The sequence below is a fragment of the Aeromonas sp. 602658 genome (genome assembly GCF_049173005.1).
Classification (GTDB): domain Bacteria; phylum Pseudomonadota; class Gammaproteobacteria; order Enterobacterales; family Aeromonadaceae; genus Aeromonas; species Aeromonas veronii_A.
In genome coordinates, this window is record NZ_JAAKRF010000009.1 from 68,042 (window position 1) to 93,770 (window position 25,729).

General features: G+C 60.8%; 24 protein-coding genes and 1 tRNA gene. 16 read left to right on the forward strand and 9 right to left on the reverse strand.

What is annotated here, in order from left to right; genetic code table 11:
• Positions 1-97: 97 nt before the first annotated feature.
• Together G5253_RS09455 and G5253_RS09460 are read right to left on the reverse strand one after the other, a co-directional pair.
• Positions 98-799 carry a short-chain dehydrogenase gene (locus G5253_RS09455; protein WP_266135536.1) on the reverse strand — a complete coding sequence of 234 codons (702 nt, stop codon included), beginning with the start codon at positions 797-799 and terminating at the stop codon, positions 98-100.
• 87 nt (positions 800-886) lie between these two features.
• Entirely contained in the window at positions 887-1,294 is a 408-nt protein-coding gene (locus G5253_RS09460) for a helix-turn-helix domain-containing protein (RefSeq protein ID WP_033137628.1), read from the reverse strand.
• A 149-nt stretch (positions 1,295-1,443) separates the two neighbouring features.
• On the opposite strand from G5253_RS09460, the gene G5253_RS09465 reads away from it, so the two are divergent.
• Positions 1,444-2,343, forward strand: a complete 900-nt coding sequence (locus G5253_RS09465) for an aldo/keto reductase (RefSeq protein ID WP_266135537.1) — start codon at positions 1,444-1,446, stop codon at positions 2,341-2,343.
• 71 nt (positions 2,344-2,414) lie between these two features.
• On the opposite strand, the gene G5253_RS09470 is transcribed toward G5253_RS09465, so the two are convergent.
• Together G5253_RS09470 and G5253_RS09475 are read right to left on the reverse strand one after the other, a co-directional pair.
• The gene (locus G5253_RS09470; RefSeq protein WP_005337180.1) at positions 2,415-2,696 is read right to left on the reverse strand and encodes an RNA recognition motif domain-containing protein; all 282 of its coding nucleotides are present in this window, start codon (positions 2,694-2,696) and stop codon (positions 2,415-2,417) included.
• A 216-nt stretch (positions 2,697-2,912) separates the two neighbouring features.
• Positions 2,913-3,455 carry a hypothetical protein gene (locus tag G5253_RS09475; protein WP_227342565.1) on the reverse strand — a complete coding sequence of 181 codons (543 nt, stop codon included), beginning with the start codon at positions 3,453-3,455 and terminating at the stop codon, positions 2,913-2,915.
• Between the two features lie 106 nt (positions 3,456-3,561).
• Here G5253_RS09475 and G5253_RS09480 point away from each other — a divergent pair, with 106 nt between their 5' ends.
• The 9 genes from G5253_RS09480 (at position 3,562) to G5253_RS09520 (ending at position 9,851) form a co-directional block, all read left to right on the forward strand.
• Positions 3,562-4,332 (forward strand): amino acid ABC transporter ATP-binding protein, encoded by a 771-nt coding sequence (locus tag G5253_RS09480; protein ID WP_266135538.1) that lies wholly within the window; start codon positions 3,562-3,564, stop codon positions 4,330-4,332.
• Positions 4,325-5,122 carry an amino acid ABC transporter permease gene (locus G5253_RS09485; protein ID WP_159157068.1) on the forward strand — a complete coding sequence of 266 codons (798 nt, stop codon included), beginning with the start codon at positions 4,325-4,327 and terminating at the stop codon, positions 5,120-5,122. Before G5253_RS09480 ends, G5253_RS09485 begins: the two co-directional genes overlap by 8 nt.
• 2 nt (positions 5,123-5,124) lie before the next feature.
• Positions 5,125-5,946: a transporter substrate-binding domain-containing protein gene (locus G5253_RS09490; protein WP_159157069.1), complete on the forward strand. Its 822-nt coding sequence runs from the start codon at positions 5,125-5,127 to the stop codon at positions 5,944-5,946.
• Positions 5,946-6,851, forward strand: coding sequence for an amino acid ABC transporter permease (locus G5253_RS09495; protein ID WP_158110721.1), 906 nt, complete (start codon positions 5,946-5,948; stop codon positions 6,849-6,851). Before G5253_RS09490 ends, G5253_RS09495 begins: the two co-directional genes overlap by 1 nt.
• Positions 6,845-7,582, forward strand: coding sequence for a penicillin-insensitive murein endopeptidase (gene mepA / locus G5253_RS09500; RefSeq protein WP_005359850.1), 738 nt, complete (start codon positions 6,845-6,847; stop codon positions 7,580-7,582). Before G5253_RS09495 ends, mepA begins: the two co-directional genes overlap by 7 nt.
• Positions 7,583-7,667: 85 nt before the next feature.
• Positions 7,668-8,258 carry a LemA family protein gene (locus G5253_RS09505; RefSeq protein ID WP_005346564.1) on the forward strand — a complete coding sequence of 197 codons (591 nt, stop codon included), beginning with the start codon at positions 7,668-7,670 and terminating at the stop codon, positions 8,256-8,258.
• Positions 8,255-8,980, forward strand: coding sequence for a TPM domain-containing protein (locus G5253_RS09510; RefSeq protein ID WP_005337195.1), 726 nt, complete (start codon positions 8,255-8,257; stop codon positions 8,978-8,980). Before G5253_RS09505 ends, G5253_RS09510 begins: the two co-directional genes overlap by 4 nt.
• Before the next feature lie 20 nt (positions 8,981-9,000).
• Complete coding sequence (locus tag G5253_RS09515) at positions 9,001-9,618, forward strand: TPM domain-containing protein (protein WP_005337196.1); 618 nt, start codon at positions 9,001-9,003, stop codon at positions 9,616-9,618.
• Positions 9,619-9,763: 145 nt separating this feature from the next.
• A tRNA-Ser gene (locus tag G5253_RS09520) sits at positions 9,764-9,851 on the forward strand.
• 449 nt (positions 9,852-10,300) lie between these two features.
• Here the strand turns inward: G5253_RS09520 and G5253_RS09525 are convergent.
• The 4 genes from G5253_RS09525 to G5253_RS09540 all read right to left on the reverse strand — a co-directional run bounded on the left by G5253_RS09525 (position 10,301) and on the right by G5253_RS09540 (position 16,566).
• Positions 10,301-12,196, reverse strand: a complete 1,896-nt coding sequence (locus tag G5253_RS09525) for a DEAD/DEAH box helicase (RefSeq protein ID WP_199258754.1) — start codon at positions 12,194-12,196, stop codon at positions 10,301-10,303.
• Between the two features lie 180 nt (positions 12,197-12,376).
• The gene (locus tag G5253_RS09530) at positions 12,377-12,838 is read right to left on the reverse strand and encodes a hotdog fold thioesterase (protein WP_265062624.1); all 462 of its coding nucleotides are present in this window, start codon (positions 12,836-12,838) and stop codon (positions 12,377-12,379) included.
• Between the two features lie 168 nt (positions 12,839-13,006).
• On the reverse strand, positions 13,007-13,495 hold the full coding sequence (locus tag G5253_RS09535; protein WP_227342545.1) for a hypothetical protein: 489 nt from the start codon (positions 13,493-13,495) through the stop codon (positions 13,007-13,009).
• On the reverse strand, positions 13,495-16,566 hold the full coding sequence (locus G5253_RS09540; protein ID WP_421203191.1) for an FAD-binding and (Fe-S)-binding domain-containing protein: 3,072 nt from the start codon (positions 16,564-16,566) through the stop codon (positions 13,495-13,497). The genes G5253_RS09535 and G5253_RS09540 overlap by 1 nt, the downstream gene beginning before the upstream one ends.
• 166 nt (positions 16,567-16,732) lie before the next feature.
• Between G5253_RS09540 and G5253_RS09545 the strand changes: the two genes are divergently transcribed.
• The 4 genes from G5253_RS09545 to G5253_RS09560 all read left to right on the forward strand — a co-directional run bounded on the left by G5253_RS09545 (position 16,733) and on the right by G5253_RS09560 (position 21,948).
• On the forward strand, positions 16,733-17,659 hold the full coding sequence (locus G5253_RS09545; protein WP_266135624.1) for a cation diffusion facilitator family transporter: 927 nt from the start codon (positions 16,733-16,735) through the stop codon (positions 17,657-17,659).
• 301 nt (positions 17,660-17,960) lie between these two features.
• Positions 17,961-19,496 (forward strand): TerC family protein, encoded by a 1,536-nt coding sequence (locus G5253_RS09550; protein ID WP_266135625.1) that lies wholly within the window; start codon positions 17,961-17,963, stop codon positions 19,494-19,496.
• Positions 19,497-19,692: 196 nt separating this feature from the next.
• Positions 19,693-20,814, forward strand: a complete 1,122-nt coding sequence (locus G5253_RS09555) for an alkene reductase (RefSeq protein ID WP_266135626.1) — start codon at positions 19,693-19,695, stop codon at positions 20,812-20,814.
• Positions 20,815-20,961: 147 nt separating this feature from the next.
• The gene (locus G5253_RS09560; RefSeq protein ID WP_266135627.1) at positions 20,962-21,948 is read left to right on the forward strand and encodes a zinc-binding dehydrogenase; all 987 of its coding nucleotides are present in this window, start codon (positions 20,962-20,964) and stop codon (positions 21,946-21,948) included.
• A 113-nt stretch (positions 21,949-22,061) separates the two neighbouring features.
• Here G5253_RS09560 and G5253_RS09565 read toward each other — a convergent pair whose 3' ends face one another.
• Positions 22,062-23,126, reverse strand: coding sequence for an adenosine deaminase (locus tag G5253_RS09565; protein ID WP_266135628.1), 1,065 nt, complete (start codon positions 23,124-23,126; stop codon positions 22,062-22,064).
• 197 nt (positions 23,127-23,323) lie between these two features.
• Here G5253_RS09565 and G5253_RS09570 point away from each other — a divergent pair, with 197 nt between their 5' ends.
• Both G5253_RS09570 and G5253_RS09575 read left to right on the forward strand, forming a co-directional pair.
• Positions 23,324-24,073 carry an HAD-IIA family hydrolase gene (locus G5253_RS09570; RefSeq protein ID WP_005337281.1) on the forward strand — a complete coding sequence of 250 codons (750 nt, stop codon included), beginning with the start codon at positions 23,324-23,326 and terminating at the stop codon, positions 24,071-24,073.
• Between the two features lie 54 nt (positions 24,074-24,127).
• On the forward strand, positions 24,128-25,702 hold the full coding sequence (locus G5253_RS09575) for a cation:proton antiporter family protein (protein ID WP_041209381.1): 1,575 nt from the start codon (positions 24,128-24,130) through the stop codon (positions 25,700-25,702).
• Positions 25,703-25,729: the final 27 nt, after the last annotated feature.

A 25,729-nucleotide genomic window follows, 5' to 3' on the forward strand; every position in this document is an offset into this window, starting at 1 on the left:
ACAGGAGAGTGACGTTAGCCATGCGCCCCTCGCTTGGCAAGGGGCGCATGAGCAGAATGTGAAGCCAATAGACGTCCGTAGAACCCGCAGGCGGGATTTACCAGGGCAGCGGCTGACCGTTCAGATCCAGTAGCTGGCCCGATTGGGCCAATGATAACCCCTTGATGAGATTGAGCAGTTTCACCGCTACCTCGGCAGGATCCAGCAATTGATCCGCGGGCAACTCGCTCAGAAAGGGGGTATTCATCGGGGAGTCCATCAAGCCGGGCGCAACGGCCACCACCCCTGCTTGCGGGAAACGCTGCGTCCACTCAAGGGCCAGGGTTTTCACCCCCATGTCGAGGGCCGCCTTGCTCATCCGGTAGCTGTAACGTCCCCCCTCCAGATTGGCGGTGATGGAGCCCGCCAGATCGGAGATGGCGCAGAGCCACAGCGGATGGTCATTGCCCATCAACCGGCTGAAACGGGCAGCCAGCGCCAGTGTTGGCCAGGCATTGGCCAGCAGGCTGTCGCACAGCCACTTGGGGTGCACCTCTTCGACCCGCCGCTCCGGCATAAAGCTGACATCGTGCAACACGCCGATGGTATTGATCACCACGGTGGGAAGCGGATCGCAATCGTAGAGGGTAAACAAGGCATCGAACGAGATGGCATCGACATCTGGCAGCGGGAAGAAGTCCTCCATCTCGATCCCTTTGGGATAGTTGCGCCCGGCCAGCAGGAATGACTCCCCCCTTGCCATCAGCTCTCTTGCCAGCGCCGAGCCCAGCGCACCACTTCCGAGGATCAAGTAGCTCATCGCCCATTCCATGGAGACTTATCTTGCTTAGAGCGTATCAGAATAATCAACCGGCCGTGACACGACCAAAGGGTAATATGCTCCTCATCACGCTTCCCCCAGATGGCGGCCAAACTCCCGCGCCAGCGCCAAGTCGAGAAAACCGTCCGCTTTCTTGTGGGTGCGCAAAAACTGGTAGTAGGCGAGCAGGGTGACCAGCGCCTCCTCATCGGGCAGCCCCACCCCGGGTTGCTGCTCGCCCAGCAGTTGCTGCGCCGCAGCCAGCGCCTCCCTGTCCACCACTTCCGCCTGACGGTAGAGATAACCGCATCCGGTCGCCAGCCACTCCAGCGAGCAGTTGGCCCCCATGGCGATCTGGTTGGCCCGCGCCAGGCCAGGCTCGGCCCCCTTCAAATATTTGCGGATCAGCGCTTCACTGAGCCCCACCTTGCGGGCAAAGGCGCTCACGCTCATCTCCCCGATCAGGCTCTGCAAGCGCTCGGCAAATCCTTCCATCCAATTATCTCCCCAACTCTCTTCGGTCAGAACCAAAGTTCGAATCATGCCACTGTCCATTATTGCTTTGCCAGCCACATGGGGCCAAGATGCCCGCAGTCATCCATGTTGCACATCGTTTTCGCATCGCGTTTTTAAAGGAGTCAACCATGTCCGTATCCCGTGTCGCCCTGCATCCGCAAGGCCCCACCTTCTCTCGCCTCATCATGGGTTACTGGCGCCTGATGGAGTGGCAGCTCTCTCCGGCCGCTCTGCTCGATCTGATGAAATATCATCTGGATCTGGGGGTCACCACCATCGATCACGCCGATATCTATGGTGGCTACCAGTGCGAAGAGGCCTTTGGTCACGCCCTACGCCTCGAGCCTTCCCTGCGCAGCCGGATGGAGATCGTCACCAAGTGCTGTATCGCCCTCACCGCCAAGCCGGAGCATGCTCTCAACCACTACAACACCGGCAAGGACCATATCATCGCCAGCGCCGAGGCCTCGCTGCGCAAGCTCGGCACCGACCATCTGGACCTGCTGCTGATCCACCGCCCGGATCCCCTGATGAACGCCGATGATGTGGCCGACGCCTTTATCACCCTGAAACAGGCGGGTAAGATCAAGCACGCCGGGGTATCCAACTTCACCGCCCGTCAGTTCGAGCTACTGCAATCGCGCCTCCCCTTCCCGCTAGTCACCAACCAGCTGGAGATCTCGCCGCTTCATCAGGAAGGGACCCTCGATGGTACCCTGGATCAGTGCCAGCAGCTTGGCATCAAGCCGATGGCCTGGTCATGTCTCGGCGGCGGCCGACTGTTCAGCGATGAGGCCTATGCCCCGCTGCGTGCCGAACTGGAGCAGATCCGTCAGGAAGTGGGCGCCCAGACTATCGAGCAGGTGGTCTACGCTTGGGTAATGATGCTGCCAAGCCAGCCGCTGCCATTGATTGGCTCCGGCAAGCGGGAGCGGATTGCCGCCGCCGTGGCCGCCGAATCCATCGAGCTTAACCGCCAGCAGTGGTTCCGCATCCGCAAGGCGGCACTCGGTTACGACGTCCCCTGATCACAGCAAAACATTCAGAAACAAAAACGGCATGGGGGAAACCCATGCCGTTTTTTTATTGCCGAGGTACCTTAGCGGTGGCGCTGTTGCGGGCGACCACGGGGAGCATCTGTCTTCGGTTTGGCCTGGTTGACGGTGATGGTACGGCCACCGACTTCTGTGCCATGCAGACCAGCGATGGCCTTTTCGGCATCACCATTGACCGGCATTTCAATAAAACCAAACCCCTTTGACTGGCCGGTATCGCGGTCGATGATGATATCAACCTTGTCGACCTGTCCAAACTGGCTGAACAGGGTTTTCAGTTCGTCGGCCGTCATCCGGTACGACAGATTTCCTACGTAAATCTTCATGCCATCCACTCTCGATTCAAGGTGCCTTCTCTATGCAATTCCCAGCATAACGGTAAGGGCACAACCCCTATGCCGGACCTGCCATGGCTTCATGCCGTGGCCTTCTCCACACTGTCGTCAAGTGATTGATCTCTTGGGTTAACAGTGCAGACAAGATCAATTCGAGTCACTGGCAGTATCTGAGCTTTGCCGGGAATTGTCGAGAAAATAGTCGACTCAGGCCGATTGCAGATCTGACAACCGTTGCGCCAGCCTCCGGCGACCGTGCCAGGCCCGTTTAAAGCCGAAGCGATAGACAGACGGGCTCACCAGATGGAGCTCCCCCGCCTTGAGATCCAGTAAGGCCATGGCCGCCGCCAGCTCCTCTTCACTCAGTTGCAGATCGAGGCTGAAGTCGAGCCACTGGCCGTCGTGGCCCACTCGCCGCTCCCGTTCAAGCGCCACCAGCGTGCTGCGGGGCAGTGCCAGCGCCTCATCCTTGTTGCCATTGAGCAGATAGATATGCTGTTCATCCCACCCCAGCTCCGCCAGGCGCCAGGGCTGCCAGCTGCGGGGCAGCGACACCATGATCCCGGTGATGCCACCAAAGACCACACCCACCCAGTTGAGCAGCGCCATGGCGCCCCAGCCATCCCACAAGGAGGCCACCACCACGCTCCAACTCACCAGCAACAGCAGAAAAATGACGCAGCGATAGCGAACCGCTGGCGGCATCAACAGCTGCACCTGCGAACCGGCAAGCAAGGATGTAATACGCATGAAAAGCTCCTGTCATCACGAAATGGCGCCATTGTGAATAGCCATCAGGATGCTGACAAGGGGGTTTTCTTTGTCATCCCCCTATAAAATCAATACCATGGCGTAAATGATTCTCAGTGGAACCCGCTTCTTGACCAGCTCGCAATCCTGTGTGCGCTTTTGTGGCGTCGACAAATTCTATGGCGATTTTCAGGCGCTTCATCACATCGATCTCACCATTGAACGGGGAGAGAAGTGGGTCATCTGTGGCCCGTCAGGCTCGGGAAAATCGACCCTGATCCGCACCATCAACGGGCTGGAGGGGATCGACGACGGCCAGCTGTTCCTGTTTGGCGAGCCGGTGACCCCTTCCTACCTGCGCCGCCTGCAAGGTCGGGTTGGCATGGTGTTTCAGCAGTTCAACCTCTTCCCCCATATGACGGTGCTGGAAAACCTGATGGTGGCGCCGGTGCATACCCTGGGGTTGCGCCCTCAGGAGGCCAAAGCCCGGGCGCTCGGGCTGCTCGAGCGGGTGCGCATTCAGGCGCAGGCCGACAAGTACCCCCACCAGCTCTCCGGCGGCCAGCAGCAGCGGGTCGCCATCGCCCGCTCCCTCTGCATGCAACCCGAGCTAATGCTGTTTGACGAGCCCACCTCCGCCCTCGACCCCGAGATGATCCGCGAAGTGCTCGATGTGATCCGCGAGCTGGCTGACGAGGGGATGACCCTGATCTGCGTCACTCACGAGATGGGCTTTGCCCGTCAGGTGGCGGATCGGGTGCTCTTTATGGACGAGGGCAAGATCATCGAGTCGGCCCCGCCCGCCCAGCTGTTCAACGCCCCCCGGCACCCGCGCACCCGGGCCTTCCTCGAACAGGTGCTCAGCTATCATGGCTAGGCTCAATCTTCCCCGCCTGCTCGGCTGGTTGTCGGGCACTGTGATGCTCTCTGTGTTGCTCGGCTGGGCGCTCTATAGCGGCGCTCGCCAGATGGGCTATGAGTGGCAGTGGCCGCGAGTGTTGCCCTTTCTCGGCGAGTGGGATGAGGGAACCTTTTATGCCGGCCCCTTACTAAACGGCCTGCTGGTCACTTTGCAGGTGGCGCTGCTCAGTCTGTTGGGCACGATGGCGGTCGGGGTGTGCGTGGTCAGCCTGCGGCTGCTTCCCTCCCGGCTCGGCCCCTGGCTCGCTATCACCTATCTGGCGCTGGTGCGCACCACGCCCCAGTTGGTGCAGCTCTATATTCTCTATTTCTTGCTGGGCCCCATGCTGGGATTGGCCCCCCTTGCCTGCGCCGTGTTGAGCCTCTCCCTCTATCAGGGGGCCTTCACCGCCGAAGTGCTGCGTGCAGGTGTACAGGCCATTCCCAAAGGACAGTGGGAGGCAGCCCAGTCGCTTGGCTTGTCACGGGCCATCACCCTGCGCAAGGTGATCCTGCCCCAGCTGGTGCGCATCACCTTGCCGCCGCTGACCAACGAGCTGGTCTCCCTTATCAAACATTCGGCTCTGGTGAGTGTGATCGCCATCTTCGATCTGACCAACGAAGGGCGTACTCTGGTTGCCGATACGTTTCTGACCTTTGAGGTGTGGTTTACCGTAGCTGCCCTCTATTTGCTGTTAACCCTGACGCTGTCAGCCTGTTCGCGGGCACTGGCCCGTAACCTGAATCCGGATCAACAAGGACGCTAACCATGAATCTGTCATTCAAGACCACCCTGTCGGGCGCAGCCCTGCTGCTGGCAAGCCTGCTCACTCCGGCACTGGCACAAACTGCCCCCTCCGACACCCAGGCGCAGATCGAGCAGAGCGGTACCCTGCGGGTCGGCATGTCCACCTTCGCCCCATGGGCTATGCGCGACAAGCAGGGGGCCCTGATCGGTTTCGAGATTGACGTGGCCCGTCGCCTCGCCACAGATAACGGCTGGCAGGTAGAGTTCGTGCCTACCGCCTGGGATGGCATCATCCCCTCCCTGTTGGCGAAAAAGTATGACGTCATCATCGGCGGCCTCACCATCACCCCCGAGCGGGAGAAGAGCGTGCGTTTCACCCAGGCCTACTCCCACTCGGGGGTGCAGCTGGCCGCCTCCAGCGCCATGGCCAAAGAGAAGAAAACCGTGGCGGACTTCAACCAGCGCGGGGTGATCCTGGCGGTACGTCGTGGCGCCTCACCGGTACAGGTGGCAAAAGAACACTTCCCCAAGGCCACCCTGCGCCAGTTTGATGACGAGTCACAGGTATTTCAGGAGGTGCTGAACGGCCGCGCCCACGGCGCCCTCTCCTCTTCCCCGAAACCCGAGCAAGAGGCGCTGCGCCACCCGGATGCCCTCTTTATGCCGTTTGCCAAACCGCTGGCAGAAGGGAGTGAAGGCTTTGCCCTGCGCAAGGGGGATGATGCCCTGGCTGAGCAGTTCAACGAGTGGATCGCCGCCCGTCAGGCCGATGGCTGGCTCAAGGCGCGCCATGACTACTGGTTCAAGTCCCTGGCCTGGGAAGCGCAGGTCGCCAACCCCTGATGCTGATTGCTCTAAAAGAGACCATCCGGCGCATCGTCCGTGGGGCATGTCGGAACATCAACTGGCTGGATGGGGCGATCGCCCTGATCCTGCTGCTGGCTGGCCTCTGGCTGGCCAGCCGCTTGCACATCGGGGTAGCCTATCAGTGGCGCTGGCATGAGGCCTTCGATCTGCTGTTCACCCCTGGCCCTCACGGCGAGTTGCCCTACTTTTTCAGCGGTCTGCTCACCACCTGGCGCATCGCCCTGCTCGGCATGGTGCTGGCGCTACTGCTCGGCACTGCGCTGGGGGTAGCCGCCTTCAGCCGCCGCCCCTGGCTGGTGATGCCCGCGACCCTGTTTATCCAGCTGATCCGCAATCTGCCGCCGCTGGTCTTTATCTTCATCTTCTACTTCTTTATCGCCAACCAGCTGCTGCCTGCGAGCGGCCTCTCCCGCTGGCTCGGCACCGTATCACTCTCCCCGTGGCAAGAGGCGCTGTTTGGCCCACCAGCCCGCTGGGAAAACCTCATCTCAGGCACCCTCTGCGTTGGCATGATCAGCGCAGCCTTCGTCGCCGAGATCGTCCGTGCCGGGCTTGCCGCCATCCCCCGTGGCCAGTGGGAGGCGGCGCAGAGCCTCGGACTCTCCCCCTGGGTGCGGCTGCGCCATGTGATCCTGCCGCAGGGCATGCTGCTGATGTTGCCCCCCCTCACCGGTCAGCTCATCGCGCTGGTGAAGGATACCGCCATTGTTTCCCTTATCTCGGTGCAGGAGCTCACCTTCGTCGGTACCGAGATGGCCAACTCCAGCGGACTGGTCTACGAGATCTGGCTGCTGGTAGCCGCGGCCTATTTATTTATATGTTTGAGTCTGTTCGTATTGCTGAGCCGACTCGAAGCAAGACAAGGAGCACGCACATGCTGACGTCCCTGTTGCTGGCGACTGTATTGCAAGCGGAAGCCATCGGTGGTTATGCCGCCGGTTGCCTGAAAAACGGCGTATCCCTGCCCCTCGAAGGGCCGGGTTATCAGGTGATCCGCACCAAACGGCTGCGCTACTACGGCCACCCCGACCTCATCCACTATCTGCAAGCGCTGGCCAACCAGACCCGCATGGCCGGGCTGCCGGATCTCTATATCGCCGATCTGGCGATGGCCCGTGGCGGCCCCTTTACCTCCGGTCATCGCAGCCACCAGACTGGCCTTGATGCCGATATCTGGTTTCGCATGGCCAACCGCCCCATCAGCAAATGGGAGCAGGATGCCCCCAAGGAGTGGGCACTGATCGACGAACCCAGCTACAAAATGTTACCGGGCCGCTTTGGCCCACAGCAGCTCACCCTGCTGCGGCTGGCGGCCAGCAAACCCGAGGTGGCCCGCATCTTCGTCAATCCGGTGATCAAATCCGCGGTCTGCCAACAAGCTGGTAACGAACCCTGGGTCGCCAAGCTACGCCCCTGGGTGGGCCACTTCAGCCACTTCCACGTGCGGCTGCGCTGCCCGGTGGGCAGCCCCGATTGTGAACCCCAGGCTCCCATTCCGCCCGGCAATGGCTGCGGGGAAGAGCTGGCATCCTGGCTAAAAGACAAGCCCCAGCTGCCCAAGGTCTCCGGCATCAACAAGCGACCCGAACTACCTGCGCGTTGTGGCAACTGACCCCAAGCTGGTATGGTGATGCACGCTTGGTCGTACACCATCCATGGCGCACTATCGACTTGAAATATCAAAGGAGAACAACAAGATGGCCACATCACTCTGGCGCAGAACCACGCAGAGCCTGTTGACCCTGACCCTGCTGCTCGGCCTGACCGGCTGCGGCATGAACAACATTCCGACCCTGGATGAGCAGGTTAAAGCAAGCTGGGGGCAGGTGGAGAACCAGTATCAGCGCCGCGCCGACCTCATTCCCAATCTGGTCGCCACCGTCAAGGGCTACGCCAGCCATGAGCAGGAGACCCTAAAGGCGGTCACCGATGCCCGTGCCCGGGTCGGCAGCGTGCAGGTGAGCGATCCTGCCCAGCTCAAGGAGTTTGAAGCGGCGCAGAACCAGCTCTCCAGCGCCCTCTCCCGCCTGATGGTGGTGGTAGAACGCTACCCCGAGCTGAAAGCGGATCAGCAGTTCCTTGCCCTGCAGGCCCAACTGGAAGGAACCGAGAACCGCATCTCGGTGGCTCGCCGCGACTATATCGAGGCGGTGCGCCAGTTCAATACCGAGATCCGCACTTTCCCCGGCGTTATCTGGTCCAAGTTGCTCTACTCGGATCTGGAGGCCAAACCCAGTTTCAGTGCCAAACCCGGTGCCGATGAGGCGCCCAAGGTCAGCTTCCAATGAAGATGATGCTGCGCTGGTTTCTTCCCTGTCTGCTGCTCTGGGCCACTGCCCTGCAAGCGGCACCGGACTTCCCGACGCTGAGCGGACGGGTGGTGGATGAAGCCAGTCTGATGTCCCGCAAACAGGCCCATCAACTGACCCAACAGCTGGCCGCCTTTGAAAAGCGCAGTGGTATCCAGCTGGTGGTGGTCTCCGTCGACAGCCTCGATGGGGAGACTATCGAGGAGTACGGCTACCAGCTCGGTCGCCACTGGGGGATCGGCCAGAAAGGTAAAAACAATGGCGTGCTGTTGCTGATCGCCCAGGATGAGCGCAAGGTGCGGATCGAGGTAGGCTATGGATTGGAAGGCGCCCTGCCCGACGCCATCGCAGCCAACATCATCCATGGCCGCATCCTGCCCGCCTTCAAGCGCGGCGATATGGTGGCCGGGATCATGGCGGGCAGCCAGAGCATCATGAAGGCACTCGCCGGGGAATATCAGCCGGTCGAGCAGCCGAAGAGTGACAACGGTGGCGGCCCCTGGCTGTTTATTCTGGTGGTGATTGCGATGATCGTGCTCCACAACCTGCGCGGCGGTGGTGGCGGTGGGCCAGGAGGACGACGTCGGTCGGCCTACATGGCTGGTGGATTGGGTGCCGGCTCCTTTGGTGGTCGCTCCGGCGGCGGATTCAGCGGTGGCGGCGGCAGCTTTGGCGGCGGCGGAGCCTCCGGTGGCTGGTAACAGGAGTAAAGAGACAAATCATGATTTCTAAACAGTTCTTCCACACGCTTCAGGCCAAGGTGCGCGAAGCGGAGCTAGAGACTGATGCTGAACTGGTCACCGTGCTGGCCCCGGCCAGCGATGGCTATCGCTACATTCCCACCCTCTGGGCGGCGCTACTGGCGATGCTCACCCCGCTGCTGGTGTTCCAGCTCGGCTTCTGGCTCGGCTGGTACGAAATCCTGCTGGTGCAGTGGTCGGTCTGGCTGCTGCTGAGCCTGCTGTTCCACTGGACCCCAATAAAAATGCGGCTCATCCCGAAGAAGGTTCGCCAGCACCGGGCGGCCCTGATGGCTCGCCTGCAATTTGTCGAGCAGGGGCTGCACCGCACCCGCGACCGGCTCGGGGTGCTGATCTTCGTCTCGGCCGCCGAGCACTATGTAGAAATACTGGTGGATGACGGCATCGCCCAGCATATCGACAACGGCCAGTGGCAGGAGATCATCGACGACTTCGTGGCGCGAGTGCGCAACAAGGAGATCGAACAAGGTTTTCTGGAGTGCGTTGAGCGCGTTAGCGCCATTCTGACCGATGCCTTCCCGGCCACCCGGGATCAAAACGAGCTGCCGGACAGCCTGATCATCCTCGACAAGCCCTGATCCGGTTTAAAAAACCAGCATTCTGCACAAGGGTTAGGCATTCGGAAAAGATTATGAAAAATAAGGGGAAAAGAGGTTGACCCACACAGCCCTTTCCCCTAAATTACGCCCCGTTCCAGCGCAACAGCGCAGCGAACGAAAAATTGGTGAGGTGTCCGAGTGGCTGAAGGAGCACGCCTGGAAAGTGTGTATACGGCAACGTATCGAGGGTTCGAATCCCTCCCTCACCGCCAAATTAAAAAAACCGACCTCAGGGTCGGTTTTTTGCTTTCCGGAAAACACAAACATCGGTGCCGACAACGGCAACAACGACAAAAACAGGTGAGCACTCTCGCCAGACCATCGCCTGTATGAGCAACACCTCCCCGGCACTTCCCATGGAGCAGCTGGTTGGGCATGGGCTTGCTCATCGCCGTTGTGTCATTAGCCGGCATGCCCCCCTTTTCTAACGCTCAGCGACGGGTACCCAGCAAACCACCCTCAGGGCGATGGTGAGGCATGCCACGTCGGCGTCATCTATCTCCTCAGCATGACAGCTTTATGGCAGCCTGAGCGCTCACCACAAGGCTCTGAGCACAGTTTTCCTGTTATCCTCGGCGCACCAGCACCTTACCGCCTCGCGAGAGGCTGGCACAAAAAAAGGCCGCTCAATGAGCGGCCTTCTTCATAACGGGATCAGCAATCAGCTTTCGCGGCGCTTGCCACCGAATTTGCGATCTTTGTTGAAACCACCTTCGCGGCGATCCTTGTTGAACGGACGGTCACCCTGCGGACGGCGATCCTTGTTGAAAGGACGGTCGCCACGGAACGGACGATCACCGCGCGGCGGACGGCTGCTGGTGTTGCCACCGGCCGGCACCTCGGTGTAGCGAGTGATCTGCAGCGGACGCTGGCAAACACGGGCTTTCTTGATCACTTCCAGCACATCGGCGCTAATGCCCTTGGGCAGGTCAACGGTGGAGAAGTCGTCAGCGATGTCGATGTTGCCGATGAAGCGGCTCTCGATATTCGCTTCGTTGGCGATGGCGCCCACGATCTGGCCCGGCTTGACGCCGTGATGGGCACCCACGTCGACACGGTAGCGCTCCATCTCCACGTCCGGGTTGTCTTTCAGCGGACGCGGCTCCAGGGACGGCATGCGACGGGCCGGACGATCGCCACGGTCACCGAAGTCACGACCGCCGCGATCGTTGAAGTCACGACGCTCGAAGCCACCACGATCGTTGCTGTTGTTGAACAGCGGATCCGGGATGGAGTCATCCAGCAGCAGCGGTTGGTCGCCCTGTACCAGCTTGGCCAGTGCGGCAGCCAGCTCCAGCGGATCGGCAGAATCTTCTTCGATCAGCTCGTTTACCAGGTTGTGGTAGATCTCGAGCTCTTCGCCCATCATGGTTTCGCGGATGCGCTCCTTGAACTTGGCCAGCCGGTGCTGGTTGATGTCCTCGGTGCTCGGCATCTTCATCGGCTCGATGGCCTGACGGGTTGCGTGCTCGATGGCGCGCAGCATGCGGCGCTCGCGCGGAGCCACGAACAGGATGGCCTCGCCCTTGCGACCGGCACGACCGGTACGGCCGATACGGTGAACGTAGGATTCGGTGTCGTACGGAATGTCGTAGTTCACTACGTGGGTGATACGCTCAACGTCCAGACCACGGGCAACCACGTCGGTGGCGATCAGGATGTCCAGCTGGCCCTGACGCAGCTTGTCAACGGTACGCTCACGCAGCTTCTGCGGGATGTCACCGTGCAGCGCTTCACAGGCGTGGCCACGTGCGGCCAGCTTGCCAGCCAGCTCTTCGGCAGCGTTCTTGGTACGTACGAATACCAGCAGGGCTTCGTAGGATTCCACTTCCAGCAGGCGGGTCATGGCGTCCAGCTTGTGCAGACCGGTTACCTGCCAGTAACGCTGGCGAATAGTGGTAGCGGTAGCAGTCTTGGAGGCGATCTTGATCTCTTTGGGCTGCTTCAGGTGCTTCTGGGCCACGCGACGGATCTGCTCCGGCATGGTGGCAGAGAACAGAGCAACCTGACGAGAGCTCGGGCACTGCTCCATGATCCAGTCCACGTCGTCGATGAAGCCCATACGCAGCATTTCATCAGCTTCGTCCAGTACCAGAGCTTTCAGGCCGGAGAGATCCAAGTTCTTGCGACGGATCAGATCCATCACGCGGCCCGGAGTACCGACGACAACCTGGGCACCACGACGCAGGGCGCGGGTCTGGGTTTCGTAGGAGGCACCACCGTAGATCGGCAGCACGTGGAAATCAGGCATGTGGTGTGCATAGCGTTGGCACGCTTCAGCCACCTGCAGCGCCAGTTCGCGGGTAGGCGCCAGCACCAGGATCTGGGTGTTGCGGTTACCAGCTTCCAGACGAGACAACAGAGGCAAGGCAAAAGCAGCGGTCTTCCCTGTACCGGTTTGCGCCTGCCCCAGCAGATCGTGTCCCGCCATCAGGTGGGGAATTGCTGCGGCCTGGATCGGTGACGGGCGCTCATAGCCCACGTCCTGCAGCGCTTTCAATACAGGCGCGGCCAGTCCAAGCTCACTAAAAAGGGGCAGTTGTTCGGTATCAGACATAGATTCTTCCAGATTAAGGCAGGCGGCTAACACCGCGGAATAGCAAAAAGGCGGCGATTATAGCGCCACTTTGTTCTGCTGTCTTGAAAAATGTGATAAGCCTCTCAAGACGTTGGCAATTATAGAGGGATCTGGCGAGTATGGCTTGCTTATTTTGCACTCATAGTGCGTTATTGCAGATCACTCCTCTCTGGAGTCCTTGCCCCGCTTGTGTTTGAGCACCGCCATGGTCAGTCGGCTGGTGCACAATAAACGCTCACGTTCGTCCCGAATTTCAATCTGCCACACCTGGGTTGTTGCTCCCAGATGGAGCGGCGTGCAACGCCCGGTCACCACCCCTTCCCGCTTGGCTCGCAGATGGTTGGCATTCACCTCCAACCCCACACAGTAGCTATCTGGCCCCACCGCCATATTGGCCGCCAGCGACCCAAGCGTCTCCGCCAGCACCACGGACGCACCACCATGCAGCATGCCAAGGGGCTGGTGGGTGCGGTGATCCACCGGCATGGTCGCTTCCAACCAGTCGGGGCCAAAAGCGGTGTAGATGATATCGAGGTGGGCCATCAGGGTGTTGCGAGAGGTGGCGTTGAGGCCCTCCAGACTCATGGGTTTACGCCAGATGTGCGCAATATCGTGACTCATTGCGAGCAGACTCCTTATGTAAGCGATGAATGCGTACCGATATGAGTGAAACACCCTCCATCGACAAAATGGTTCGGTTATATGAGTTGTTGGTTACCGGGTGACATGTTAACAACGCAGCCCCGACTCGGAACTGCGTGTTACACAATCATGCCCTTAAGCGGGATGTCACCAGGGGTAGGTAACGCCGGGCCACTCAGCCCAGGGCACTTCTCGCCCCGGCAAGCGGGGGTCTGGCCACTGCCAAACGTTGGCGAGCCAGTCGCGCAGCTGAATCTCCAGCTCCTCATCCGTGATTGGCGCCTCGGCCACCTTCCAGAAGAAGAGCTCCACCGCTACCTCAGGCAACACCGAGGGGTAGAGATAAACCCCGCCCCAAAATTGCGGCTCCCGATCCGGGCTCCAGAGGCCATAGGCAAAGGAGCGCTTGGCCAGAAACTCCGACTGCTGCCACTCCAGATCCCCTTCGTGCTGGCTCAGGCTGAAGTTGGCGGAGGGCCAGATATCGTTCGGGCGAAACAGCTGATGGAGCTGCTCACGCTCGCGCAACATGGCGACAAACTCCACCACCGCCTGAGCGGGGGTGGCGGGTAATAGCAAGAAACGCGGGTGCCGATAGGCCTTCGGCACCCGAAACCGCTTGGGAAACGTCAGCATCAGAGCAGCTCCAGCAGGGCTTGCAATGGATGTTTGAGCTTTTCCCCCTCCATCCGCTTGACCTGACTGCGGCACGAATAGCCGGTCGCCAGACAGCGCGCTTTGGGTAGACGGGCTAGCGGGTCAGCCCAGCTCAACCCATAAATGCCCTTGGAGTTCTCCACCTGTTTGACGTCGTGACCATAGGTGCCCGCCATACCGCAGCAACCCACAGAGACTGGCTGCAAGCTGGCCCCGAAGCGGCCAAACAGGGTGCTCCAGTCGCCGTGAGTGGAGGACTTGGCGGTCTTCTCGGTGCAGTGGGCAAAGAGATACCAGGGCTCGCCCCCCTCCTCGCTCTTGGTCTTGTCAGTGCGAGCAGGCAGTTGATCTGCTGGCAGCGAGAGCAGCCACTCCTGCGGCAACAACACCTGAAAATCACCGCGGGCCGACCCCAGCGCCTTGGCATACTCGTCGCGATAGCAGAGCACCATGGCCGGATCCACCCCCACCATGGGAATGCCAAGCGCCGCCACCTTGTTGAGGAACTGGGCGCTGTTGGCCGCTGTACGGGCAAAGGCGCGCAGGAACCCCTTGATATGCTGGGGTTTACCGTTGGGTTTAAAGGGCAGCAAGTAGGGCTGGAAGCCGAGCTTGCTGGCGAGTTTCACCAGGTCGCGCACCACAGGGGCGTCGTAATAACTGGTGAAGGGATCCTGCACGATGAGCACCACCTGCTTGCGCTGCTCGACGCTCATCCGCTCCAGTCCCGGCAGATCAAAATAGCGGGCACGGTTATCGTGCAGGCTCTCGGCAAGGGTCGGCACTGAGAGCAGCGGCACATCCACCATGCCGATGCTCTTCTCGGTCGCCTTCTGGGCCCACTCTTTTTCGAGGAAAAAGTTGACCAGCTTCGGCGCCTTGGCAAGCAACGGCGCATAGCTCTCCACCGTGCCGACGAAGTAATCCTTGGGGGCGCGCAGGTAGCGGCCATGATAAAGCTGCATAAAGCGGGCGCGAAAATCTGGCACATCCACCTTGATCGGGCACTGGCTGGTGCACGCCTTGCAGGCCAGACAGCCAGCCATCGCCTCCATCACCTCGTGGGAGAAATCATACTCGCCGCGCTGTTTGGCCCAGCTGTTGCGCACCTTGTCCACCAGCTGTTTAAAGCGCACACCACCGGATTGCAGCGCCACCTCTTCCGCCAACGGGTCGAAGCCCTGCTCTGCCAGCTGACGCAACCATTCACGCATCAGGCCCGCCCGCCCCTTGGGGGAGTGGCGACGATCACGGCTGATCTTGACCGAGGGGCACATGGGGGAGTCGGTCTCGAAGGTGAAGCAGAGACCGTTGCCGTTGCAATCCATGGCGCGGGTGTAGCTGGTGCGCACCGCGAGCGGGATCTGGCGATCATACTTGCCGCGTTTGGGGCCATCCACCGACACCAGCTCGGTGCCGCTACCATAGGGGATACAGATCTTGCCCGGGTTGATGCGGTTGCCCGGGTCGAATACCCCCTTGACCCGCTGCAGCTCTTCCCACAGTTCGCCAAAGAAGGCGGGGCTGTATTCGGAGCGAAAGCCCTTGCCGTGCTCGCCCCACATCAGGCCGCCATATTTGGCGGTGAGCGCCACCACCTGATCGGAGATGCGGCGCAGCAGCACCTCCTGCTCGGGATCGCACAAATCGAGCGCCGGGCGCACGTGCAGCACACCGGCATCGACGTGGCCAAACATGCCGTAGTCGAGGCCGTGGGCGTCGAGCAGGGCACGAAACTCCATGATGAAATCGGCCAGTGACTCTGGCGGCACGGCGGTATCTTCGGTGAAGGCGACCGGCTTCTTGCGTCCTTCAGCGTTGCCCAGCAGCCCCACCGACTTCTTGCGCATGGTGTAGATGGTCTCGATGCTCGGCAGGTGGTCACACACCTGATAGCCGATGATCCCCGCCTCCCCCTTGGCCAGCAGGTCGTCGATACGGCGGCAGAGCTCCGCCACCTTGGCCTTGTGTTCTGCCTCGTCGGTATCGGCAAACTCGACGATGTTGAGCCCCTGCAGATCCTTGCCGGGCACATCCTGAATAAGTTCTTTCACCGAATGCCAGATGATGTCGGCACGGGCCAGCCCAAGCACCCGGGAGTCCACCGTCTCCACCGACAGCGCTTGCGCCTGCACCATAAAGGGGGCGTTGCGCAGAGCCGAAGGAAAGCTGTCGTACTTGACGTTCACGAGCGTACGGTAGCGCGGGATGGGGGTGATATTTAGTTTGGCCTCGGTGATAAAGCCCAAGGATCCTTCCGAGCCGCACAGCACCCGACTCACATCCAGCGTGTCGGTATCGGGTTGATAGAGGTGCTTGAGATCGTAACCGGTCAGAAAGCGATTGAGCTTGGGGAAGGTCGCCTCGATGTCGGCGCGACGCTCCTTGCCGATGCGATAGAGGGTGCGATAGATCTCCCCTTCCCGACTCTCCAGCGCCAGCTTGTCGGCCAGTCGCTCACCGGTCAGCGGCTCGGTGGCCATGATGTCACCGTTCTCCAGCACCGCCTTGAGACCCAGCACGTGATCCGAGGTTTTACCGTAAACGAGGGACCCCTGCCCCGAGGCGTCGGTGTTGATCATGCCCCCTAAGGTGGCGCGGTTGGAGGTGGAAAGATCCGGCGAGAAGAAGTAGCCATGGGGCTTGAGATAGGCGTTGAGCTGGTCTTTCACCACCCCGGCCTGGGCACGCACCCACCCCTCTTCCAGATTAATTTCCATGATCTGGTTCATATAACGGGAGAGATCGACGATAATGCCGCCGCCCAATGACTGGCCATTGGTGCCGGTACCGCCACCGCGAGGGAAAAAACTCAGGGAGGCGAACGCCGGCTCAGCCGCCAGCTTGAGCATCACTGCTATGTCATCCGCACTGCGCGGATAGAGAACCGCCTGAGGTACTACCTGATAGACGCTGTTATCCGTCGCCATCGCTAATCGGCTTGCATAAGACTTTTCGATATCACCACGAAAGGCGCTGCGCCCTAGCAACTCTAGGAACGACAGGGTTGTGGGTGACAAACTGTCCTGGTAATCGAGTCTCGGGATCATGAATCCTTGTTCCCTTATTTGCTTGATGCCGGCACGCCGGCGACAACGACTGGCCAGCCGCCTGTCAATGGCAGTCAGGCCAGTCCGCTCACATGTGAGCGGGCAGTATATCAGCTAGAAAACCGCTTGCGCTTGGCAATATTCACCATTTGAAAGGAGGACTTTTATGGCTCACCACAGCCATGTTATCAGTACGCTGGTCACCACCGAAAAACAGGCGCTTACCCTGTCGCTGTTCGGTTGTATCACCTTTGCCATCTTCGGCATCGGCTACGGCCTCTTCGTCGGTTCCAACGCCATCATGCTCGATGGTATCTTCACCCTGTTCAGCATGGGCATGACAGGCCTCGGTCTTGTTACCGCCTATCTCGTTACCCGTCCTTCCGATGCGCGCTTCCAGTATGGCTACGCCCACTTCGAGCCCATCACCAACGTTATCAACGGCTCCATTATTCTGCTGCTCTGCCTTGGCGCTCTCTATAGCGGCATCACCACCCTGCTGGATGGCGGACGAGAGATCGATCTCGGCCACGCCCTTATCTATGCCGCCGTCTCCACCTTCTTCTGCGCCATCATCTATCGCATCGAAGCCCAGGTTGCCGAACAGGTAGACTCCGAGCTGGTGCGGGTCGACTCCAAGGAGTGGCTGGTGGATACCCTGCTCAGCGCCACCCTGCTTATCGGTTTCGTGGTCGCCATTGGCCTTGATGCCATCGGCTACGGCCAATACAACCGCTACATAGACCCGGTGCTGGTCTCGCTGCTGGCCCTCTGTGCCACCCTCATTCCCATCAAGGTGCTCGGTCGCAACCTGCGGGAAGTGCTGAAAATTGCCCCCAGAGGGGATGTCTCCCAACTGGTCGAGAGCGAAGTCGAGGCGCTGCGCCAGCGCCATGGCGTCGAGTGCTACAGCCATCTGGCCAAGAGCGGGCGCCGCTTCGATCTGGAATTGAACATTCTGGTGGCACCGGGCCAGGAGTGGCCGGTCGAACGGCAGGATGCCCTGCGCCAGGAGCTCTGGTCCCGCCTCGGCGATAGCCTTGGGGATGCCTGGCTGTCGGTCTGTTTCACCCGCGAAAAGCGCTGGTTGTAACGACCGCACGGGGGAGCGCGGCACCGCCGCCTCCCCCTGTCGCATCACAACCCCCGATTACGCCCACTGACGCGGCTCTTGCCAAATCGGCGCCAGCCGCTATCATCAGGGCTCATTTTTCACCCGAGGTTTTATTGCCCATCATGGACAATCCCCGAAGTTGCCCTTCGTCTCTCTCTGTCAAAGCCTATCTTTTTCTGCTTCATCAGCGCCTCTGAATAACACCTTTGCCTTGCTGTTACTGCGGCCATCGTGCGCCGTGATCACTCTCTGCTCTGTCTGTTTTTATTGAGGTCATACAATGGAATTGCTGCTGGATCCCCATATCTGGATCGGTCTGTTTACCCTGATCATTCTGGAAATCGTGCTGGGGATCGACAACCTGGTCTTTATCGCCATCCTGGTGAAAAAACTGCCCCCCGCCCAACGGGACAAGGCACGCATCATCGGCCTGTCGCTGGCCCTGCTGATGCGACTTGGGCTCTTGAGCGTCATGTCATGGCTGGTCACCCTGACCACCCCGATTTTGCACCTGTGGGATCACCCCTTCTCCGGTCGGGACCTGATCCTGATGGGAGGCGGCCTGTTCCTGCTGTTCAAGGCTACCTCCGAGCTGCATGAGCGGCTGGAAGCCAAACCCCAGGATGACGGCCCTGTCGGCGCCTACGCCAGCTTCGGCGTGGTGATCGCCCAAATTCTGGTGCTCGATGCGGTCTTCTCGCTCGACTCCATCATCACCGCCGTCGGCATGGTGGAACACCTTGGCGTCATGATGGCCGCCGTGACCATCGCCATGGTGGTGATGGTGCTCGCCTCCAAGCCGCTGACCCGCTTCGTCAACGCCCACCCCACCGTGGTGGTGCTCTGCCTGAGCTTCCTGCTGATGATCGGTTTCAGCCTGGTGGCGGAGGGCTTTGGCTTCCATATTCCGAAGGGCTACCTCTACGCAGCCATCGGCTTCTCGGTGCTGATCGAGTTTTTCAACCAGCTGGCCCAGCGCAGCGCCATGCGTCACGAATCCAAGCTGCCCCTGCGTGAGCGCACCACCGCCGCCATCTTCAAATTGATGGGGAGCAAGGCGTATCAGGACAGACCGGATGACGATCTGGATGCCGCACCTGCCGAACCGCTCAGCTTTGGCGAGGAGGAGCGCTATATGGTGACCGGCGTGCTGTCGCTGGCCGAGCGCTCCATTCGCACCATCATGACCCCGCGCTCCGAGATGGCCTGGATCGATATCAACGACTCCAGCGACGAAATCCGTGCCCTGCTGCAGCGCGAGCCCCACAGCCTGTTCCCTATCTGTGACGGGGATCTGGACGAGGTGATCGGGGTGGTCAAGGCGCGCGACCTGCTGTTTGCCTTGAACGAAGGGCAATCCTTGAGCGAACTGGCCAAGCAGAACGACCCCATTATCGTGCCGCAGACCATCAACGTGATTAAGCTGCTGGCGGAGCTGCGCAAAGCCAAGGGGAGCCTTATTCTGGTCTCCGACGAGTTTGGCGTGATCCAGGGGCTGGTCACCACCCACGATCTGCTGGAGGCCATCGTCGGCGAGTTGCCGGACGAGGACGAAACCCCGGATATCGTGCGCGATGGCGAAGGGTGGCTGATCAACGGCAGCACCAACATCCACCATGTGGAACAGGTGCTGGAGCACGAGGGGCTGGTGAGCGAAAGCGACGAGTACGTGACCCTGGCCGGCATGCTGCTCTCCCACTTCGGCACCCTGCCCACCCCGGGTCAGCAGTTGCAACTGCAGCAGCTCAACTTCGAGGTGATCGAGGTGAGCGAGCGGCGCATCGAGCGGGTGAAAGTGATGCCCGCCGCGGCTTGAGCCAGCCACCGGCAGAAAACAGAAGAGGGCCAGACGGTCCTCTTTTTTATGCTTCAACTTTATGCCTCAACGCCTCCTTTCCTGGCGGGTTGCACTGATTGCTGCATCAAGCACAATTCTCTTGTGCAATTACCCCTCTTTTTCACAACAAGATGGCGGCATAAAGTGGCCTCACTTCCACCATGAGGAACTCAAGATGAGCCACGATCACCTGTTCTGCCCGCTGCGCCTCGGCCAGCTGCACCTTGCCAACCGCATCGTCATGCCCCCCATGACCCGCTCCCGTGCCAGTCAGCCCGGTGATGTGGCCAACGCCATGATGGCGAGCTACTACGCCCAGCGCGCCGAGGCGGGCCTGATCATCAGCGAAGGCACCCAAATCGACCCCATGGGCAAGGGCTATGCCTGGACGCCGGGCATCTACAGCGCAGAGCAGATCGCTGGCTGGAAGCTTGTAACCGATGCCGTGCACGCCAAGGGAGGCACTATCTTCGCCCAGCTCTGGCACGTGGGCCGGGTCACCCATCCGGACAACATCGGCGGTGCCCAGCCCATCTCCGCTTCAGCCCTGCCCGCAGTGGGCGTCAAGGTGTTCGTCGATAACGGCAGCGATGTGCCGGGCTTTGTCGAGACCGTCACCCCGCGCGCCATGACCCAAGCCGATATCGATGCGGTGGTGGGCCAGTTCCGTCAGGCGGCTCGCAACGCCATCAGCGCCGGTTTTGACGGCATCGAGCTGCACGCTGCCAACGGTTATCTGATCAACCAGTTCCTCGACTCCGAATCCAACGCCCGCACCGACAGTTATGGCGGATCGCTGGAAAACCGGCTGCGCTTCCTCAAAGAGGTGACCGAGGCAGTCAGCAGCGAAATCGGCGCCGATCGGGTCGGGGTGCGTCTTGCGCCACTCACCACCCTCAACGGCACAGTCGATGCCAACCCGCAGGAGACCTATCTGGCCGCCGCCCGCCTGCTGGGCCAGCTCAACGTGGTCTACCTGCACATCGCCGAAGCGGACTGGGACGATGCCCCCCTGATGCCGGAGAACTTCAAGCAGGGTCTGCGGGATGCCTTCCCCAACACCCTGATCTATGCCGGCAAATATGATGGCAAGCGGGCTCGCGCCGCCCTCGAAGCGGGCTGGGCCGACATGATTGGCTTTGGTCGCCCCTTCGTTGCCAACCCGGATCTGCCGAACCGTCTGCGCCACGGCTACCCGCTGGCCCCCCACGATCCGGCCACCCTGTTCGGCGGCGGCGAGAAGGGGCTGACCGATTACCCCGTCTATCAGGCCGATGACGCAACCGCCAGCCGCTGATTGTCGATGGCCAACCGGCTACGTAACGCAGGCCCCACAGGTTGGGGCCTGCCGTATTGTTGCGCATTAGCAACAGTGATATGACTGACCGAATCACTGTTGCAATAATCTCGTTGTTATCTCCCCTCGCTTTCACAAGGAGTCACCATGAATCACACCCAAGCCTGGTGCTGGCATGCCCCCGGTGAACCAACCCAGCTGACCCTCGCCGATCTGCCCCTGGCACCGCTCGCCCCTGACGAGGTGCTGGTGGCAAACCGGGTTATCGCCTTCAATCCGGTGGACTGGAAGCTGATCGAATATGGCCACTCCCACTGGCAGGACGGTCAGGTGCCCGGCGTTGATGGCATGGGCACTATCATGGCCCTCGGCGCCAACGTCAGCCATCTGCGCCTCGGTGCCCGGGTCGCCTATCACACCGACCTGCGCCACCACGGCAGCTTTGCCCGCCACACCAGGGTACCGGCCCGTGCCCTGCTGCCGGTGCCCGATGCCCTGAGTGACGAGGCCGCCGCCGCCCTGCCCTGTCCCGGTCTCACCGCCTGGCAGGCACTGGCCAAACTGCCGCGCCTGCACGGGGAAGCACTGCTCATCACAGGTGCCGGCAGCAGTGTCGGCCGATTTGCGGTGCAACTTGCCCTCCAGCAAGGAGCGCGGGTCTTTGCCAGCGCCAGCCCACGCCACCATCAGTGGCTCAAACAGATCGGCGTGCAGGGGGTGGCCGATTATCGGGAACCAGACTGGCTGGCCACCTTGCAGGCCGCCAACGGCAACGAGCCGTTCGAGGGGATCATCGATCTGGTCTCGAGCCAACAGGCAGAGAGCCTGCTGCCCGCCCTTGGCTACTACGGCCATATGGTGACTGTGCTGGGGCGCATCCCGCACAATCCGCTGCCCGCCTTTAGCCATTGCCACTCATTGCACGAGATTGCGCTGGGCGCCCAGCACGCCTTTGGCACCGACAAGCAGTGGAGCCGACTGGTGGCCGCAGGTGTCGCCATGATGGCGCAGATGGCGAGCGGCGAGCTGACCCTGCCGCCGCTGGTGGTGGGCAACTTTGAGGCGCTGCCGACCCTGCTCGAGCGCTTCAAGCGCGAAGGTCAGGGCGAGAAGTTTCTGGTGCGTGTGGCATAACGCTGACCTTCCCTAATAACCACACCGACCATTGAAACGAAAGAGGCCCGCCAGTGATGGCGGGCCTCTCTTTATATCTAGTGCATCTCATCTCGACTTCATTGGCGCCTGACTCAGTGCAGGATCACCCCGTGAGTCTCGGCATAACTGCGGATCTCCCGGGTCAGCCGCGCCTTGTCGGCCAGAGACAGCCAGCTCGCCTCAACGGCATTGAGCGACAAGCGGCAGAGCTGACTCATGGTCGCGCCAAGGCCATCGGCCAGCGCCGCAAAGTTGGCATTCATATAGCCGCCAAAGTAGGCGGGATCGTCCGAGTTGATGGTGACGCAGAGCCCCTGCTCCAGCAGCCGCAACACATTGTGCTGGGCCATATCGCCGAACACCTTGAGCCGGGTGTTGGAGAGAGGGCAGACGGTGAGCGGCAGCCGGGTATCCGCCAGATAGCGCAGCAGCTCGGGATCATCGGCCGAGCGCACCCCGTGATCGATACGGCATACCTGCAGCTCGTTGATCGCCTGCCAGATGTAGTCGGCAGGCCCCTCTTCACCGGCGTGGGCCACCACCGGCAGCCCCAGCTCGCGGCATTTGGCAAAAATACGGGCAAATTTGCTGGGCGGATTGCCCTTCTCCCCCGAGTCGAGGCCGATGCCATGAATGCGTGACAGGAAGGGCATAGCCTCTTCCAACGTCGCAAAGGCATCCTCTTCGCTGAGGTGGCGCAAAAAGCTCATGATAAGGCGCCAGCTGATGCCAAACTCCTGCTCTCCGATCTGCAGCGCCCGCTCGATGCCGCCCAGCACAGTAGCAAAAGGGACACCGCGGGCAGTGTGGGTCTGCGGGTCGAAGAAGATCTCCACATGCACCACCTTGTCGGCGGCGCAACGCTCAAGATAGGCCCAGGTGAGGTCGAAGAAGTCCTGCTCGGTCACCAACACGCTGGCGCCGCGATAGTAGAGGTCGAGAAAGGATTGCAGGCAGTCAAAGTCATAGGCGGCGCGCACGCTGGCCACATCGGGCCAGGGCAGTGGCACATTATTGCGGCGGCCCAGCTCAAACATCAGCTCGGGTTCGAGGCTGCCCTCGATATGCAGGTGCAGCTCCAGTTTCGGCAGTCCGGCGATAAATTGCGCGGCGGTGAGGTGTTCGGGGGTGACTGGCTTGGGAATCGGGGTGTCCATGGCAACGGCTCCATCAGCAAAGTGATCCGGCGTCAGCCCCTCCACCAGACTGACCCGACGGCAGCTTTATTGTGCACCGAAGTGGCGAGACAGGGGAGACTTGTCATCAAACAGACTTATAATGGCGTCACAAAAATCATAAATGATTGAACATCTTAACGATTGGCGGCTCGCCTGCGCCCTGACAAGGAGTTTTCATGAAGAAGAACGTCATCTGCGATATCGACGGTGTCATCCTGCACAACAACGATCTCATCCCCGGTGCCGACCGTTTCGTCCATCGCCTGCTGGAGCAGGGCAGCAAGCTCTTGTTCCTCACCAACTACCCGGCCCAGACCCAGAAAGATCTGCAAAACCGCTTCCGCTCCGCCGGGATCGAAGTGCCGGAGGAGTGCTTCTATACCTCCGCCATGGGCACCGCCGACTTCCTCAAGCGTCAGGATGGCAAGAAGGCCTATGTGATCGGTGAAGGGGCGCTGACCCACGAGCTCTACAAGGCCGGTTTCACCATCACCGACATAGACCCCGACTTCGTGGTGGTGGGAGAGACCCGCAACTACAACTGGACCATGATGCAACAGGGGGCCAAGTTCGTCGATCAGGGGGCCCGCTTTATCGCCACCAACCCCGATACCCACGGCCCCATGATGCACCCGGCCTGCGGCGCCCTGTGCGCCCCCATCGAGCGGATGACCGGCAAGAAGCCGTTTTATGTCGGCAAGCCAAGCGCCTGGATCATCCGTGCGGCGCTCAACCGGATGGAGGCCCACTCAGACGACACCATCATCATCGGCGACAACCTGCGCACCGACATTCTGGCGGGCTTTCAGGCCGGTCTCGAGACGGTGCTGGTGCTCTCCGGGGTGAGCAAGGTAGCGGATATCGACCGTATGCCGTTTCGACCGAACCATATTTTCGACTCCGTGGTCGACATCGATATCGTCTAATCACCACCCAAGCGTTAAACAGGGCGGGTCTCTCCTGCCCTTGCAGGATCTGTTATGGAACCCATTCTGATCGCCGTGGCCTTTGGCTGCGGCATGCTGGTCAATCTGATTGGCCTGCCCCCTCTGCTCGGCTTTCTGGCCGCCGGTTTTATCCTCAATGGCATGGGCTATCACAACACCCCAGCCCTCAACGAGATCGCCGATCTCGGCGTCACCCTGCTGCTGTTCACCATCGGGCTCAAGCTCAATATCAAGACCCTGATGCGGCGCGATGTGTGGGGCACCACCAGCCTGCATCTGCTGCTCTCCACCCTGCTCTTTACCGTGGTACTGCTGGTCTGCAAGGGGCTAGGACTGGTACTGGCCCTGTCGCTGGACTGGAAGCTGGCACTACTTCTGGGCTTTGCCCTCTCCTTCTCCAGCACCGTTTTTGCGGTCAAGGTGCTGGAAGATCGCAGTGACATGAATGCCCTCTACGCCCGCATCGCCATCGGCGTGCTGGTGATGCAGGATGTGTTCGCGGTGGCATTTCTGGCCTTCTCCAGCGGCAAGTGGCCCAGTATCTGGGCGCTCTGGGTGCTGGGACTGCCGCTGCTGCGCCCGCTGCTGTTCAAGCTCTTGGAGCGGGCCGGTCACGGCGAGTTGCAGGTGCTGTTCGGGGTCTTTCTGGCACTGGTGGTGGGTGCAGCCGGGTTTGAAGTGGTCGGCCTCAAGCCGGATCTGGGGGCCCTTATCATCGGCATGATGCTCGCCTCCCATCCTGCCGCAGCAGGCCTTGCCAAGGCGCTCTTCAACCTCAAAGACCTGTTTCTTATCTGCTTCTTCCTCACCATCGGACTCAACGGTCTGCCGACCCACGACACCATGTTGCTGGCGCTGGCACTGGTGCTGGCCCTGCCGCTCAAAAGCGCGCTCTACTATCTGGTCTACAGCGGCGCTCACCTGCGGGTGCGTACCGCGCTGCTCTCCACCCTGGCGCTCACCAACTTCTCGGAGTTTGGCCTGATCGTCGCGGCCATCGCCGCCAAGGCGGGCTGGCTCTCCTACGAGTGGCTGGTGGCGGTCTCGCTGGCGCTGGCGGCAAGCTTCATGATCTCCGCCCCGCTCAATGCCCAGAGCGAGCGGATCTACCACCGTATCGGTCACTGGCTCAAGGGGCTGCAGGCGAGCAACCTCCATCCGGAAGACAGGCCCATCGAGCTTGGCGATGCGGAGGTGATCATCCTCGGTATGGGACGGATCGGTCAGGGGGCCTACTTCGAGCTGGAGAACAAGTACGGCAACGTCATCCTCGGGGTGGAGAACGACAGCGAGAAGCTGCCGACCCTGCGCGCCCAGGGGATGAACGTCATCGAGGGGGATGCCACCGATACCGACTTCTGGGACAAAGTGCTGCTCTCCAATCAGGTCAATCTGGTACTGCTGGCGATGCCCCACCACTCGGGGAATCTCTACGCCATCGAGAAACTGCGCAGCCACGGCTTTGCCGGCAAGATCGCCGCCATCGTCCGCTTCGAGGATGATATCGCCTCCCTCAAGGAGCAGGGGGTGGATGCTGTGTTCAACGTCTACAACGAAGCGGGCAGCGGCTTTGCCCGCCATGTGATCCGCCGCTTGCAGCCACTTTGAGTCGTCGACCAGCAGCCCTTGGCAAGG